Source organism: Aeromonas australiensis, from assembly GCF_000819725.1.
Taxonomy (GTDB): domain Bacteria; phylum Pseudomonadota; class Gammaproteobacteria; order Enterobacterales; family Aeromonadaceae; genus Aeromonas; species Aeromonas australiensis.
In genome coordinates this window covers 1-14,030 of record NZ_CDDH01000068.1, presented here as the reverse complement: position 1 = coordinate 14,030, position 14,030 = coordinate 1, and the positions used below count along the sequence as shown (strand labels likewise).

Genomic DNA, 14,030 nt, shown 5'->3' with positions numbered 1-14,030 from the left:
AGGTGCGGAATGACGGATCAAATCTGGGACACCCACCTTTCTGAGCAAGGCGCAGCATAGCCAGGACCCAAAGGGTGGGGTCCAAGGTATCTCATGCGTTGGTTTTTGTGGGTACAGTGTTATGCGTAAGCTTGGTAGTAGCGTTGCCAGCCCCTTACAAATCTGGGACACCCACCTTTCTTAGCAAGGCGCAGCATAGCCCGAACCCAAAAGATGGGTGTCCAAGGTCTTCCCAAGGTCTTCCTGCAACGCAATGGCTGTGGGTTTATAACCATGAACGGCCCAATATGGCGCTAGATGGCTACACACCGAAACAGCATCTGGCAAAGGCTGCATGACCTCTACTTTTGAATGCTCCTAAAAATGGGGGGATTACCCCCCTCAAGAAGTTGTCGTTTACCATCGTAAGGAGAACCACATGACTAGTTGGCCACATCAAAGCGAAGTCGATACCTTTTATGGAAATCCAAGAGGTAGGAATGGGGAGGCAAGTGCGAAATGGGAGTCCGAGAACATCGTTCGCATTAAAACTCCGTGGAAACTGGTGACCGCGTGGGATTTCGCGCCAGTTTCAAGCATTCGAGTTCATAGAAGGTGCAGCGAGAGTCTCATAGCAGTATTCGAACAAATATGGGCTGCCGCAGGGAATGATCAGCTCAAAATAAATGAGTGGGGTATGAACCTATTTGCCGGAGGGTATAATTTCAGGCTAATGCGAGGCGGCACAAGGCTCTCAATGCATAGTTGGGGCTGTGCAGTTGATTTTGACTCTTCTCGGAACTCTTTCGGAGACAGCACTCCAAATTTCCAGAACATCCCAGCGGTTTTAACAGCCTTTGAATCCCAAGGTTGGACTTGGGGCGGTAAATGGAAGAAGCCCGATGGAATGCACTGGCAAGCGGCGAGCGTTTAGCGGCCCCTGTGATGGGCTAACCATTCGCTGCAGGCGCGACGGCCCTGTCGGGCCGCGGCCTGAGCTCAAACGTTAGGTTTTGTCACTAGATAAAATCTGGGACACCCACCTTTCTGAGCAAGGCGCAGCATAGCCATAACCCAAAGGATGGGTGTCCAAGGTATCTCATTGCCTGCCCCTTAAGCGGGCGTTATGTGTTTTCCTAGAAAATGGAGTTTCTGATGAAAATTAGTCACCTTGATCATTTGGTTTTGACTGTTGCAGATATTCCAACAACAACGAACTTTTATGAAAAAGTGTTGGGCATGAAAGCTGTAAGTTTTGGAGTTGGTCGGATTGCTCTAGAGTTTGGCCACCAGAAAATCAATCTTCATCAACTCGGCAATGAGTTTGAGCCTAAGGCGAAAAATGTCAGAACTGGGAGCGCAGATTTGTGCTTTATTACCGACAAAGATCTGTCTGACGCAATGGAGCATGTGGAAAATCAAGGTGTGGTTATCATGGAAGGGCCTGTAAAACGTACAGGCGCGCAAGGTGCAATCACATCATTCTATTTCAGAGACCCTGATGGGAATCTTATTGAAGTATCAACGTATTCAAACACATAACAAACGCCTCAAGAGAAAAGCAAATCTGGAAGAAAATCTGGGACACCCACCTTTCTGAGCAAGGCGCAGCATAGCCAGAACCCAAAGGATGGGTGCCCAATGTATCTCATTGCAAAAAGAGTATTTAAAAAATGCCTAACAAACGCACGTTGGCGGACTGGTTTTCCGCTGCGCTCCAAACCAGCCGCAAATGCGGGCGTTAGGCTCCCTAAATAAAGTTCTTTACGGCCAATCCAATAATCGATGTAATCGCTACTGAAAGTAATGAACCTAATAGAACGTATTCTGTTAGTTTATGATTTTTTGCGTTGTTTAATTCGCCAAATCTGAATATCGACTTAGCAGCTAATACGAATCCAATGACTGAAAATTGCCCAGCTATAGTGAAAGTTAAAATTAACGTTCGTTCTAAATATCCGATAATAGCCCCTCCGGAAATCAAGCCTTTATTTTCCTCATTCGCATCTGGCGTATATTTAGATAAAATAGAACAAATTATAATCGAAGTGGGTTTAAAAATTACAGTATAAGCAAGTGCAATTGCTAGAGTGCTTTTAGTAAAAACAATATCCTTCATTACTGATAAAGGCAGCTCTAATTGAGATATATGTAAAGCGACCGCAGCCAAGACTGCTATGTGTAGTATTTGATCAAGAATGAAGTAACGTAAGTCTTTTCCTAAGTATGTCTTCGCAAGATCGATTAGACAGTGAGAAACTCCAATAATAATTAACATACAGCTAATAGAACGCCAATCTGTTGTGATAAATAATACTGGGATGCAGGAAGCTAAAGCGTGTATTGCTGAATGAATATATAGCTTGTGAGATTTTGTTTTATTATCATTTTTGTCTTGAACCCATGATTCAGGTTGAAAATAGAAGTCGACCATTACATGTACAATGACAAGAAATAGGAACAAAATGAAGAATGTATTCAAAGGAAAAACTCCCTTACTTTTTGCGAGAATAATTGAGTATATTCAGTTATTAAATTTAGGTTTGCTGATTTTATTGAGCGGTTCACTGATACTCTATTCACGCCCAATAACTCCGCTATTTCTTTCTGTGTAAGGGAGTGTTGATTTTTAAGGACAATATATGTTATCGCGCATTGGCGTTCTGTCATCCCTGATACCTGGTTATCTAAGTATTTAGTTAGTAGATCAAAATGTTCATTGAACGGTTGCACTAGGGTCGACACTTTCAATGTGTCTGTGGTCATCTTGTCTAGTGCTCTTCCTGATAAAGTGAAAGCATCACCTGTTGAACTACCTATTGTATGTCGTATAGATACATCATGTCCTATAGCAAGACTTATTCTACAATCATAATTACTATTTCTACTTTTTAAGCTAGTTCTCAGTAATAGTGCGTATGTGGCTGCATTTTCGATATCTTGGACTAGAACTTGAAAAGAATCGCCTCTAGTAACTTCGAACTTGTTGTTTGGATTTAGAGAACGAATCAATGATAGCTGATTATGCAAAGTATAGAGTAGGTCTTCATACATACTGTGCTCTAGTTCAGTAGAGCGTACAATGTCTCCACTTATTACTGCTATAGGTCTGACTCGTTCTTCTTGTTCTATTTCTTCCATATCTAAACTCTCATATACATAAGTAGTGCTGTATTGCTACTTAGCTTCAATAGTAACGTGTTTGTGTTACTTTTTATAGTGGTAACGTGTCTGTGTTACCTTTCCTAGTAGTAACGTTTTTGTGTTACTTCCTCTAGTAGTAACGTGTTTGTCTTACTTCTTCTAGTGGTAACGTGTTTGTGTTACTCCTTCTAGTAGTAACGTGTTTGTCTTACTTCTTCTAGTGGTAACGTGTTTGTGTTACTCCTTCTAGTAGTAACGTGTTTGTGTTACTTTGTCTAGTGGTAACGTGTTTACGTTACTTCCTCTAGTGGTAAGCCAAATCTGGACCAAATCTGGGACACCCACCTTTCTGAGCAAGGCGCAGCATAGCCAGAACCCAAAGGGTGGGTGTCCAAGGTCTCTCTACTGCCAAAAACGCAAAAATTGATCCAACGTCCCTACCTGCTTATCAAGCTGTAGCGGAATACCTAAAAAACAGAAACTAAGGCTAAGGAAATCTGGGACACCCACCAGTCTATTTGTTGACCATTCAGCAATGAGATCAACCCCCGGGATCGGCGTCCAGGGGGTTGTCAGCACTCTGAGCCGCCCTCTCTGGGCGGCTTTTTTTGTTTTTGATCTGCATCAAGGGAATCTTAATTGGCAAATTGAATGCCTATTAAGTTTTTCGCGAGAGGAATAGAATCGCCACAAAACAGACAACTGAAATGTCCAATTAGGAGAGGCATGATGTTTTGTGTGCAATGTGAACAGACAATTCGTACCCCGGCTGGCAACGGCTGTGCCTACGCACAAGGTATGTGCGGCAAGACGGCGGAAACCTCGGATCTGCAGGATGTGCTGATCTATACCCTGCAGGGTCTCAGCGCCTGGGCGCTGGCTGCCCGCGAGCAGGGCGTCATAGACCGAGAGATCGATGCCTTCGTGCCCAAGGCCTTCTTCGCCACCCTCACCAACGTCAACTTCGACTCGAATCGCATCGTGGCCTACGTCAATCAGGCCCTCGCCTATCGCCAGCAGCTGGCCGATCGTCTGACCGCCATGGCGGTGCAGGTCAAAGACTTGCCACAGTCCGCTTACTTCGAACCCGGTGCCGAGCTGCTGGAACAACTTGCCCATGCCGCACCAGCCGCCCCCAATCGGGGCAAGAGTGAGGTGAACGAAGACATCATGGGGCTGCGCCTGCTCTGCCTTTACGGCCTCAAGGGCGCGGCCGCCTACATGGAGCACGCCCGGGTGCTGGATCAGCAGAGTGACGAGGTGGCTGCCGAATTCCACCGCATCATGAGCTGGCTCAGCACAGATCCGAGCGAAATGGGTCGGCTGTTCAGCTGTGCCATGGAGATCGGTCAGCTCAACTTCAAGATCATGGAGATGCTGGATCTGGGTGAAACCAGCGCTTTCGGCCACCCGGAACCGACCCAGGTACGCGTCACCCCCATCCCGGGCAAGTGCATTCTGGTCTCCGGCCACGACATGATGGATCTCAAGCTCATTCTGGAGCAGACCAAGGGGACCGGCATTTATGTCTACACCCACGGCGAGATGCTGCCCGCGCTGGCCTACCCCTTCTTCAAGCAGTACCCCCATCTGGTGGGTAACTACGGCTCCGCCTGGCAGAACCAGCAGAAGGAGTTTGCCAACTTCCCGGGCGCGGTGGTGATGACCTCCAACTGCATCATCGACCCGAATGTGGGCAACTACTCGGATCGCATCTTCACCCGCTCCATCGTCGGCTGGCCGGGGGTAACCCATCTGGAAGGGGATGATTTCTCCGCCGTGATCGCCAAGGCGCAAGCGCTGGAAGGCTTCAAACACACCGAGCTCGAGCACTTCATCACCATCGGCTTTGCTCGCAACGCCCTGATGCAGGCCGCCCCTGCGGTGATTGAGAAGGTCAAAGCCGGAGAGATCAGCCACTTCTTCCTGGTGGGTGGCTGTGACGGCGACAAGGCCGAGCGCGCCTACTTCACCGAGTTTGCCAAGGCGGCGCCGCGCGACAGCCTGCTGCTCACCCTGGGCTGCGGCAAATACAAGTTCAACAAGCTCGACTTTGGCGACATTGGTGGCATTCCGCGCCTGCTGGATGTGGGCCAGTGCAACGATGCCTACTCCGCCATCCAGCTGGCGCTGGCACTCTCCGAGGCGTTCGAGTGCGGGGTCAACGATCTGCCGCTAACGCTGGTGCTCTCCTGGTTCGAGCAGAAAGCCATCGTCATTCTACTCACCCTGCTCTCCCTCGGGGTGAAAGACATTCGTACCGGCCCGACCGCTCCTGCCTTCCTTACCCCGGCCCTGCTCAAGGTGCTGGAGGAGCAGTTTGGCCTGAAAGGGACCACCACCGCCGAGGCAGACCTGGCCGAGATCCTGGCGGCCTGATCGGCGCCATATCCGCAGTACACGCTCAGCATGTTGTAAGCCTTTGGCGAGCCGCCCGGCTCGCCTTTTTTCTGGATCCGGCTTCTTCACCAGACGTTTTTCAAACCGTTTCAAACCTTATCAAACATAAGGAGCCTTGTGATGACCTCTCTCACGCTCACCTGCATTGGCCGCCAACAGAACACCCACGACGTCGTGAGCTGGCAGTTGACGCCGCTTTCCGGCAGCCTCCCACCCGTACTGGCTGGCCAGTGCATCACCCTGCACACCGAGATAGACGGCCAGCCGGAGTGCCGCGCCTATACCCTCTCCTCCAGCCCGCAGGATGAATGCTGGCAGGTCACCATCAAGGATGTGGGACGGGTCTCCCGCCATCTGCACCAGACCCTGCAAGTGGGCGACGAGATCCGGGTGGATGGCCCGTTTGGCGATTTCAACATGACCGCCCTGCCCTGCGAGCGGCCTCTGCTGTTGAGCGCCGGTTCCGGCATCACCCCCATGTGGGCTATGTTGCAGGACGAGCTGGCCAAACGACCAGACGCCGACATCCGCTTTATCCATAGCGCCCGCTCGCCAGCAGATGTGATCTTCGCAGATGACTTGGCTGCATTGGCCGAAACGCATCCCGGTGTACGCCATGCCCTGATTCTGGAAGATGCCCCAGCAGATCACCCCTGGATTGGCCGACTCACCCCTGACATGCTGAGGGAATTGGCCCCGGATCTTTTGAGTCGTCACGTCTATCTGTGCGGCCCAACCCCCTATATGGCGGCTATCAGCACCATGCTGGCGGAGCTGGGATTGCCGCCGGAGCAGCTGCAGCAGGAGTCCTTTGGCCTTCCTCCCGTAGCGCCCGCCACGACCACCAGCGACCACTTCTGGCTGACCCTGAAAAAGAGCGGCAAAAAGGTGAAGATCCTGCCGGGTCAGACCCTGCTGGCGGCATTGGAAGTGGCGGGTGAAACCATGATGGCGGCTTGTCGCGCCGGCGTATGTGGTAGTTGCAGGTGCTCTACCAAGGGGGATATCGAGCGCCAGAGCGTGATGACCCTGAGTGCTCAGGATCTGGAGAGCGGCGTGGCGCTGGCCTGCTCCTGCACCGCGAAAGGGGATATCACTCTCGATTATTGAGATACACAAAGGGCTTCATTGGCATCTCAAGCTTTTCCCGAGTGGGCAGGACGAGTAGACTCTGCCCCAGTTTCACCAGAACACGGGATAAAAAATGACAATACTGGTCACAGGGGGCGCCGGCTATATCGGCTCCCACACCCTGGTTGAGCTGCTCGGCGCGGGGCAGCAGGTCGTGGTTCTCGACAACCTCTCCAACTCCTCACCAGAGTCACTCAAGCGGGTCGAGCAGATCACCGGCAAGCCGGTCACCTTCGTCGAAGGGGATGTGCTGGACAGAGCCTGCCTGCAGCAGCTGTTTGCCAACCACCAGATCGAATCGGTCATCCACTTCGCCGGCCTCAAGGCGGTCGGGGAGTCGAGCCAGATCCCGCTCACCTACTACCAGAACAATATCAGCGGTACGCTGGTGCTGTGCGAAGAGATGGCCAGGGCCGGGGTTTTCCGGCTGGTATTCAGCTCTTCGGCCACCGTCTATGGCGATCCCGCTTCGGTACCGCTGCGGGAAGATTTCCCCACCAGCGCCACCAACCCCTATGGTCGCTCCAAGCTGATGGTCGAAGAGATCCTCCGTGATCTCGCCAAATCCGATCCCCGCTGGGCCATAGTGCTGCTGCGCTACTTCAACCCGGTCGGCGCCCACGAGAGCGGCCTGATTGGTGAAGATCCCAACGGCATCCCCAACAACCTGCTGCCCTATATCAGCCAGGTGGGTGTCGGCAAGCTCAAGGAGCTGGGGGTATTTGGCAACGACTACCCAACCCCGGATGGCACCGGCGTGCGCGACTACATCCATGTGGTGGATCTCGCCATCGGCCACCTGAAAGCGCTGGCGCGCATCAAGAGCGACACCGGCGTCTTCACCTACAACCTGGGTACCGGTCAGGGCTACTCGGTACTGGAGATGGTCAAGGCGTTTGAAGCGGCCAGCGGCCGCCCCATTCCCTACCAGATCAAACCCCGTCGCCCGGGCGACATCGCCGAGTGCTGGGCAGAGCCGACGCTGGCCCGTGCCGAGCTGGGCTGGCAGGCCGAGCGCGGTCTGGAGCAGATGATGGTCGATACCTGGCGCTGGCAAAGCAACAACCCGAACGGCTATCAAGGCTGATGTGCTAGCGGGTGGATAACAAAACGCCCCGACATCAAGATGTCGGGGCGTTTTACTTTTATGTATTCAATGTGCGACAGCCAATCAGCGACTCTGCTCACGCAGCAACGGCACACGGGCCAATCGGGGAGTAATAAGGTTAATCAACCGATCTGCCAGCGGGGTCAGCAGCAACCAGGGCAGGCAGAGGGTCGCCAACCCCAGCGCACCGACATAGACATCGGTAAACCAGTGGGCGCCCGCCAGAATGCGCGGCGCGGAGAAGATCGGCACCATCAGCAAGGCAGTGACACCCGCCCAGCGCGGCAGATAGCGCAAGGCGTAGCCGGCGAAGATCATCAGGAACAGGGCGTGATCGCCGGGGAAGCTATCGCCGGAAGAGTCCTTGGTCGGAATAGCGCTGATCTGGGTCACCCGCAGCGCATCGGCCACCATCAGGGTCGGGCTGGGTCGCGCCACCGGCAATGTGTGACCAAGCTGGTTGATCACCAGTGCGCTCAGCAGCATCACTATGCCCATCGCCACCAGCTGGCGACGACCCGCCAGATCCCGGGCGAAGAAACAGCGGGCCAGGATCAGCCCCATACAGGCGAGTACCACCAGATCGAACAGCCGGTTATTGGAGATGGCTACCAGATCGGCCCACAGCGCCGACTGCCCGATCCAGCCGTTGACGGTATGAAAAATCGTGAGGTCCCACTGATCCCAAGGACCATGAGCGGGCAGTGCAGCCCAACTGATGGCCACCAGACCACCGACCAGATAGCAAAGCAGGAACTTGCCCATACTGACACTCCTTTAGAAAAAGGCACATATCTTAAATCTGCCGTCTACATCACAAAACCGCAGAATTGTAAGCAAGTGCGACAGGAAGCTAAGCCTCAAATAACCCCCGTGTAATGCAGTTGCATCCCCTTGCACTCTCATTCTTGCCACCAGGCACCAGCGGCCCCCTTCCGGCAGGCATACCTCAACCCCCATCGTAGCAACACGGCTTGTGCCACCACCGCAACACCCCCTAGAATGCGCACTTCCCTTTACTGCGAAAGGAAGCGGTATGCATATTCACATTCTCGGGATCTGCGGCACCTTTATGGGTGGTCTGGCGGTGTTGGCAAAACAGCTTGGCTATCGCGTTACCGGCTCCGATGCCAACGTCTATCCCCCCATGAGCACCCAGCTCGAGCAGCAAGGCATCGAACTGACCGAAGGCTATGACCCCTCCCAACTCGATCCGGCGCCGGATCTGGTGGTGATTGGCAACGCCATGAGCCGTGGTAACCCCTGTGTTGAATATGTGCTGGACCGTAATCTGCCCTATATCTCCGGCCCCCAGTGGCTGCTGGAGCATGTGCTGCAGGATCGCTGGGTACTGGCCGTCGCCGGCACCCATGGCAAGACCACCACCGCCAGCATGCTGGCCTGGGTGCTGGAGTATGCCAAGCTGGAGCCCGGTTTCCTGATTGGCGGCGTGCCGGGCAACTTCCCGGTCTCCGCCCGTCTCGGCTCTGCCCCCTTCTTCGTCATCGAAGCGGACGAATATGACTGCGCCTTCTTCGACAAGCGCTCCAAATTCGTCCACTACCACCCGCGCACCCTGGTGATGAACAACCTGGAGTTCGATCACGCGGACATCTTCCCGGATCTCGCCGCCATCCAGCGCCAGTTCCACCACCTGATGCGCACCGTGCCGAGCAACGGCCGGGTGCTGTTCCCGCAAGCCGATGCCAACCTCACCGCAGTGCGCAAGATGGGCTGCTGGAGCGAAGTGGAGCTGGTGGGTCAGGATGACGCCAAGTGGAAAGCGGTCAAGCTGGCCGATGACGGCTCCGCCTTCGAGGTGTGGCTGGATGGCGAAAAACAGGGCGAGGTGCACTGGGAGTGCATCGGCGAGCACAACGTCAACAACGGTCTGATGGCCATTGCTGCCGCACGTCATGCCGGAGTCATGGTGGAGCACGGTATTGCGGCGCTCTGCCAGTTCAAATCCCCCAAACGGCGGATGGAGCTCAAGGGTGAGGTAGCGGGCATCAGCGTCTATGACGACTTTGCCCACCACCCCACCGCCATCGAGACCACCCTCGGCGGCCTGCGCGCCAAGGTGGGTGAAGCCCGTATTCTCGCAGTGCTGGAGCCACGCTCCAACACTATGAAGCTGGGGGTTCACAAGGAGGAGCTGGCTGGCTGCTTCGAGGGTGCTGACGAGGTATTCTTCTTCCAGCCCCCCAACATCGGCTGGGATCTCGGCGAGGTGACGGCCCATATGACCCGACCCGCCAAGGTGTTCAACGATCTGGAGACCCTGACCAACCGGCTGGTGGCCGAGAGCCGCGATGGCGACCATATTCTGATCATGAGCAATGGCGGCTTTGGCGGCATTCATGACAAGCTGATCGCCCGCCTCAAGGATTACCACGGCGAACTATGAACAAAGCGATCACCCTGGCGCTGACCGGTGCCTCCGGCGCCCCTTACGCCCTGCGTCTACTGGAATGCCTGGTGCAAGCGGACTATCGGGTCTACCTGCTCGCCTCCTCGGCGGCACGGGTGGTACTCAAGACCGAGCAGCAGCAGGATTGGCCCGGCTCGCCAAAAGAGCTCTCTGCCTATCTCTGTCGCCAATATGGCGCCAAGGAGGGGCAGATTGTGGCCTGCGGCAAGGAAGAGTGGTTCTCACCGGTGGCCTCCGGTTCGGCCGCACCCAAACAGATGGTGGTCTGTCCCTGCTCCATGGGCACCGTCTCGGCCATTGCCAACGGCACCTCCGACAACCTGCTGGAGCGGGCGGCGGATGTGGTGATCAAGGAGCGCGGCCAGTTGATCCTGGTGCCCCGCGAAACCCCCTTCTCGGCGATCCATCTGGAGAACATGCTGAAACTGGCGCGGCTCGGGGTGACCATCATGCCCGCCGCCCCCGGTTTCTATCATGAGCCGAAAAGCATCGCCGATCTGGTGGACTTTATGGTCGCCCGCATCCTCGATCATCTGGGGGTCGAGCATAAGCTGACCCACCGCTGGGGCTATGGCCACCACTAAGGTGACTACCAGACCCGGCCATAAAAAAAACGGCGTCACTCAATGAGTGACGCCGTTTTTTCGTTAAGTCGTGTTAGCGAGCCTGGATTGGCGCCGTCACGTACTTGAACAGGAAATCAGTCACCTCTTCGCGCGCCGGGCGCTGGGGTTGATTGATCATCTGCATCATCACATAGCCAAAACCGGTCAAAGAGCGGGCCAGATCCTGTGCTGACAGCACGCTGGTGATCTCCCCAGCATCCATGGCGGTTTGCAGCTCGCTGGCGATCAGCTCAAGGCAGTGATCGAGCAGCCGGGTATAGCGGGGCCATACCTCTTCCCGAACCGATGAACTCCACTCCAGCCAGATACCGGCATAATCCGGTTGATCGTAGGCGGCATCGACAGAGAGGCGAACATGACGCTGGATCTTGTCGAAAATGGAGCCCTGGTCACCGTATGCCTGCGACAGCATCTGGTTTACAAAGCGTTCGATCTCGGCCAGCACCTCATCTACCAACTCCTCGCGGGTGTTGAAATAGTTGAAGACGGTAGCCACAGAGACCTTGGCCTGTTCGGCTATCTCGGCGTGACCTGCACGGCCAATGCCGCGACGGGAGAACACCTCGATGGCACATTCCATCAATTGGGAGCGACGAGCTTCCGGCGACAGCCGGGTACGACGTCTTATTTCTGCGCGTGGTTCCATAGTTTTTATCATCTAATAGTTATTGATTATGGTGTTTATAGTATTTTAACTAATCATGCCTGAGTGCCTGCTAACTCTATCAATTAAAATAAGCCGATAAAAGCACCACGTATCGCTAGCACCCTTCAACATGAGTGGTAGAATCATCGGTTTTGATATTCATGAACGGCCAAATCCCCTTTGGCCTTATGGGAGTAAGTGATGAAACACACCGTCGAGGTGATGATCTCCGAGGCTGAAGTAGCCGCCCGGATCGCCAAATTGGGTGAAGAGATCACCGCCCGCTATCAGGGTTCTGACGAAGTCGTGATGATTGCGCTGCTGCGCGGTTCCTGCATCTTCCTGGCCGACCTCTGCCGCCAGTGCCAGCTGCCCATCACCCTGGACTTCATGACCGCCTCCAGCTACGGCTCCGGCATGCACAGCACCCGTGACGTCCGTATCCTCAAAGACCTGGACGACGACATCAAGGGTAAGGATGTGGTGATCGTGGAAGACATCATCGACACCGGTTACACCCTCAACAAGGTGCGCGAGATCCTCTCCCTGCGTGAGCCGAAATCCCTGGCCATCTGCACCCTGCTGGACAAACCCTCCCGCCGCGAAGTGCAGGTGCCGGTCGACTGGATTGGCTTCGCCATTCCGGACGAATTCGTGGTCGGCTGCGGCATCGACTACGCCCAGAAGTACCGCAACCTGCCGTTTATCGGCAAAGTGGTACCTCAGGAGTAAGCCAGGTTCAGGAATATCACGGGTGAAGCGGCCTTGCGCCCTTTACTCTGTGCAGGCGGCCTTGGCCGCCTTTTCTGTCTCATGCAGGTATCTACAACCATCAGGGGTTGCCATGAACGCACTGGAAATCAGTGGCCTGAAAAAGACCTATCAGGGGGGCGTTGAAGCCCTGAAAGGCATCGATCTCACGGTCAAGCAGGGAGACTTCTTCGCCCTGCTCGGCCCCAATGGCGCAGGTAAGTCCACCACCATCGGCGTCATCAGCTCGCTGGTGAACAAGAGCGCCGGCAAGGTGAAGGTGTTTGGCTACGACATCGACACTCATCTGGAGGAGGCCAAGGCCCAGCTCGGGCTGGTGCCGCAGGAGTTCAACTTCAGCCAGTTCGAGAAGGTGATCCAGATTGTCACCCATCAGGCCGGTTTCTACGGCGTACCCAAGGCGGAAGCCAAGATCCGCGCCGAGAAGTACCTGCGCCAGCTCGATCTGTGGGAGAAGCGCGATATGCCGGCTCGTACCCTCTCCGGCGGCATGAAGCGCCGTTTGATGATCGCCCGCGCCCTGATGCACGAGCCCAAACTGCTGATCCTCGATGAACCGACCGCCGGGGTCGATATCGAGATCCGCCGCTCCATGTGGACCTTCCTCAAGGATCTCAACGAGCAGGGTGTCACCATTATTCTCACCACCCACTATCTGGAAGAGGCGGAGATGCTCTGCCGCAACATCGGCATCATCGACAAGGGTCGTCTGATCGAGCACACCAGCATGAAGAATCTGCTGGGCAAGCTGGGACGCGAGACCTTCCTGCTCGACCTTGCGCCAGGTTCTGCCGTACCTGAGGTACCCGAGTTCAACGGCCGTATGCCGGATGAGCGCACCCTGGAGGTGGATCTGGACAAGAGCCAGTCCCTCAACAGCCTGTTCGAGCAGCTATCGAGCCAGCAGGTGCAAGTCGTGAGCATGCGCAACAAGGCCAACCGACTGGAAGAGCTGTTCGTCAATCTGGTCGAAGAAGGGAGAAAAGCATGAATCTGGCTACCTATTATGTCGCCTTCAAGAGCATTCTGGCCAAGGAGGTAAGCCGCTTTACCCGGATCTGGATCCAGACCCTGGTGCCACCGGCCATCACCATGAGCCTCTACTTCGTCATCTTCGGCAACCTGATCGGTTCGCGCATCGGTGACATGGGCGGCTTCACCTACATGGAGTTCATCGTGCCCGGCCTCATCATGATGTCGGTGATCACCAACTCCTACTCCAACGTTGCCTCCTCCTTCTTCAGCGCCAAGTTCCAGCGCAATATCGAGGAGATGCTGGTGGCGCCGGTGCCCAACTACGTCATCATCGCCGGTTACGTGGGCGGTGGTGTGGCGCGCGGCCTCTGTGTCGGCCTCATCGTCACCCTGGTGTCGCTGTTCTTCGTGCCGCTGCAGATCCACCACCTGTTCAGCGTCTGCGTCACCGTGTTGCTGACGGCCATCCTCTTCTCGCTAGGGGGCCTCATCAACGCGGTGTTTGCCAAGACCTTCGACGACATCAGCATCATCCCTACCTTCGTGCTGACGCCGCTCACCTATCTGGGCGGGGTGTTCTACTCCATCAGCCTGCTGCCTCCCTTCTGGCAGGGGGTCTCCCAGGTGAACCCCATCATCTACATGGTGAACGCGTTCCGCTACGGCTTCCTCGGTATCTCCGACGTACCGCTCGGCACCGCCTACCTCATCATCATCGGCTTTATCGTGGCCCTCTACGGTATCGCCTGGTGGCTTATCTCCCGGGGCACCGGGCTGCGCCACTGAGCCACTGAGCCACTGAGCCAGTGAGCCAGTGAG

14 protein-coding genes are annotated in these 14,030 nt (G+C 55.2%); 10 read left to right on the top strand and 4 right to left on the bottom strand.

Features of this window, described 5'->3' with window-relative positions; translation table 11 throughout:
* Nucleotides 1-418 precede the first annotated feature (418 nt).
* Both BN1117_RS20035 and BN1117_RS11085 read left to right on the top strand, forming a co-directional pair.
* A complete protein-coding gene (locus BN1117_RS20035; RefSeq protein ID WP_040097376.1) occupies nt 419-913 on the top strand; it encodes a M15 family metallopeptidase in 495 nt (164 codons plus the stop codon).
* A 221-nt stretch (nt 914-1,134) separates the two neighbouring features.
* Complete coding sequence (locus BN1117_RS11085; RefSeq protein ID WP_040097374.1) at nt 1,135-1,521, top strand: VOC family protein; 387 nt, start codon at nt 1,135-1,137, stop codon at nt 1,519-1,521.
* A 208-nt stretch (nt 1,522-1,729) separates the two neighbouring features.
* On the opposite strand, the gene BN1117_RS19060 is transcribed toward BN1117_RS11085, so the two are convergent.
* Together BN1117_RS19060 and BN1117_RS19465 are read right to left on the bottom strand one after the other, a co-directional pair.
* Entirely contained in the window at nt 1,730-2,461 is a 732-nt protein-coding gene (locus tag BN1117_RS19060) for a DUF3307 domain-containing protein (RefSeq protein WP_082032592.1), read from the bottom strand.
* The gene (locus BN1117_RS19465) at nt 2,458-3,120 is read right to left on the bottom strand and encodes a helix-turn-helix domain-containing protein (protein ID WP_156129960.1); all 663 of its coding nucleotides are present in this window, start codon (nt 3,118-3,120) and stop codon (nt 2,458-2,460) included. Before BN1117_RS19465 ends, BN1117_RS19060 begins: the two co-directional genes overlap by 4 nt.
* A gap of 732 nt (nt 3,121-3,852) precedes the next feature.
* On the opposite strand from BN1117_RS19465, the gene hcp reads away from it, so the two are divergent.
* From hcp to galE, 3 genes are all read left to right on the top strand, one after another.
* Entirely contained in the window at nt 3,853-5,502 is a 1,650-nt protein-coding gene (gene hcp, locus BN1117_RS11080) for a hydroxylamine reductase (protein WP_040097372.1), read from the top strand.
* 141 nt (nt 5,503-5,643) lie between these two features.
* Entirely contained in the window at nt 5,644-6,633 is a 990-nt protein-coding gene (locus BN1117_RS11075; protein ID WP_040097370.1) for an FAD-binding oxidoreductase, read from the top strand.
* A 94-nt stretch (nt 6,634-6,727) separates the two neighbouring features.
* Complete coding sequence (gene galE, locus BN1117_RS11070; RefSeq protein WP_040097369.1) at nt 6,728-7,741, top strand: UDP-glucose 4-epimerase GalE; 1,014 nt, start codon at nt 6,728-6,730, stop codon at nt 7,739-7,741.
* An 84-nt stretch (nt 7,742-7,825) separates the two neighbouring features.
* Here the strand turns inward: galE and BN1117_RS11065 are convergent, their stop codons facing one another.
* Nucleotides 7,826-8,527, bottom strand: coding sequence for a phosphatase PAP2 family protein (locus BN1117_RS11065; RefSeq protein ID WP_040097367.1), 702 nt, complete (start codon nt 8,525-8,527; stop codon nt 7,826-7,828).
* 271 nt (nt 8,528-8,798) lie between these two features.
* Here BN1117_RS11065 and mpl point away from each other — a divergent pair, with 271 nt between their 5' ends.
* Both mpl and BN1117_RS11055 read left to right on the top strand, forming a co-directional pair.
* A complete protein-coding gene (mpl, locus tag BN1117_RS11060; protein ID WP_040097365.1) occupies nt 8,799-10,169 on the top strand; it encodes a UDP-N-acetylmuramate:L-alanyl-gamma-D-glutamyl-meso-diaminopimelate ligase in 1,371 nt (456 codons plus the stop codon).
* Complete coding sequence (locus tag BN1117_RS11055; RefSeq protein ID WP_040097363.1) at nt 10,166-10,777, top strand: flavin prenyltransferase UbiX; 612 nt, start codon at nt 10,166-10,168, stop codon at nt 10,775-10,777. The genes mpl and BN1117_RS11055 overlap by 4 nt, the downstream gene beginning before the upstream one ends.
* 73 nt (nt 10,778-10,850) lie before the next feature.
* On the opposite strand, the gene BN1117_RS11050 is transcribed toward BN1117_RS11055, so the two are convergent.
* Nucleotides 10,851-11,465, bottom strand: a complete 615-nt coding sequence (locus BN1117_RS11050; protein ID WP_040097361.1) for a TetR/AcrR family transcriptional regulator — start codon at nt 11,463-11,465, stop codon at nt 10,851-10,853.
* Between the two features lie 201 nt (nt 11,466-11,666).
* On the opposite strand from BN1117_RS11050, the gene hpt reads away from it, so the two are divergent.
* From hpt to BN1117_RS11035, 3 genes are all read left to right on the top strand, one after another.
* On the top strand, nt 11,667-12,197 hold the full coding sequence (gene hpt / locus BN1117_RS11045) for a hypoxanthine phosphoribosyltransferase (RefSeq protein WP_005335618.1): 531 nt from the start codon (nt 11,667-11,669) through the stop codon (nt 12,195-12,197).
* A gap of 112 nt (nt 12,198-12,309) precedes the next feature.
* Nucleotides 12,310-13,227, top strand: a complete 918-nt coding sequence (locus tag BN1117_RS11040) for an ABC transporter ATP-binding protein (protein ID WP_040097359.1) — start codon at nt 12,310-12,312, stop codon at nt 13,225-13,227.
* Nucleotides 13,224-13,997 (top strand): ABC transporter permease, encoded by a 774-nt coding sequence (locus BN1117_RS11035; RefSeq protein WP_040097357.1) that lies wholly within the window; start codon nt 13,224-13,226, stop codon nt 13,995-13,997. Before BN1117_RS11040 ends, BN1117_RS11035 begins: the two co-directional genes overlap by 4 nt.
* The last annotated feature ends 33 nt before the right edge of the window (nt 13,998-14,030 follow it).

Excerpts from the sequence above, each read along its gene's own strand:
- BN1117_RS19465 (WP_156129960.1), bottom strand. The coding sequence starts at position 3,120 with ATGGAAGAAATAGAACAAGAAGAACGAGTCAGACCTATAGCAGTAATA.
- BN1117_RS11065 (WP_040097367.1), bottom strand. The coding sequence starts at position 8,527 with ATGGGCAAGTTCCTGCTTTGCTATCTGGTCGGTGGTCTGGTGGCCATC.
- BN1117_RS20035 (WP_040097376.1), top strand. The coding sequence starts at position 419 with ATGACTAGTTGGCCACATCAAAGCGAAGTCGATACCTTTTATGGAAAT.
- BN1117_RS11085 (WP_040097374.1), top strand. The coding sequence starts at position 1,135 with ATGAAAATTAGTCACCTTGATCATTTGGTTTTGACTGTTGCAGATATT.
- BN1117_RS11035 (WP_040097357.1), top strand. The coding sequence starts at position 13,224 with ATGAATCTGGCTACCTATTATGTCGCCTTCAAGAGCATTCTGGCCAAG.
- hcp (WP_040097372.1), top strand. The coding sequence starts at position 3,853 with ATGTTTTGTGTGCAATGTGAACAGACAATTCGTACCCCGGCTGGCAAC.
- mpl (WP_040097365.1), top strand. The coding sequence starts at position 8,799 with ATGCATATTCACATTCTCGGGATCTGCGGCACCTTTATGGGTGGTCTG.
- BN1117_RS11050 (WP_040097361.1), bottom strand. The coding sequence starts at position 11,465 with ATGGAACCACGCGCAGAAATAAGACGTCGTACCCGGCTGTCGCCGGAA.
- BN1117_RS11055 (WP_040097363.1), top strand. The coding sequence starts at position 10,166 with ATGAACAAAGCGATCACCCTGGCGCTGACCGGTGCCTCCGGCGCCCCT.
- BN1117_RS11040 (WP_040097359.1), top strand. The coding sequence starts at position 12,310 with ATGAACGCACTGGAAATCAGTGGCCTGAAAAAGACCTATCAGGGGGGC.
- hpt (WP_005335618.1), top strand. The coding sequence starts at position 11,667 with ATGAAACACACCGTCGAGGTGATGATCTCCGAGGCTGAAGTAGCCGCC.
- galE (WP_040097369.1), top strand. The coding sequence starts at position 6,728 with ATGACAATACTGGTCACAGGGGGCGCCGGCTATATCGGCTCCCACACC.
- BN1117_RS11075 (WP_040097370.1), top strand. The coding sequence starts at position 5,644 with ATGACCTCTCTCACGCTCACCTGCATTGGCCGCCAACAGAACACCCAC.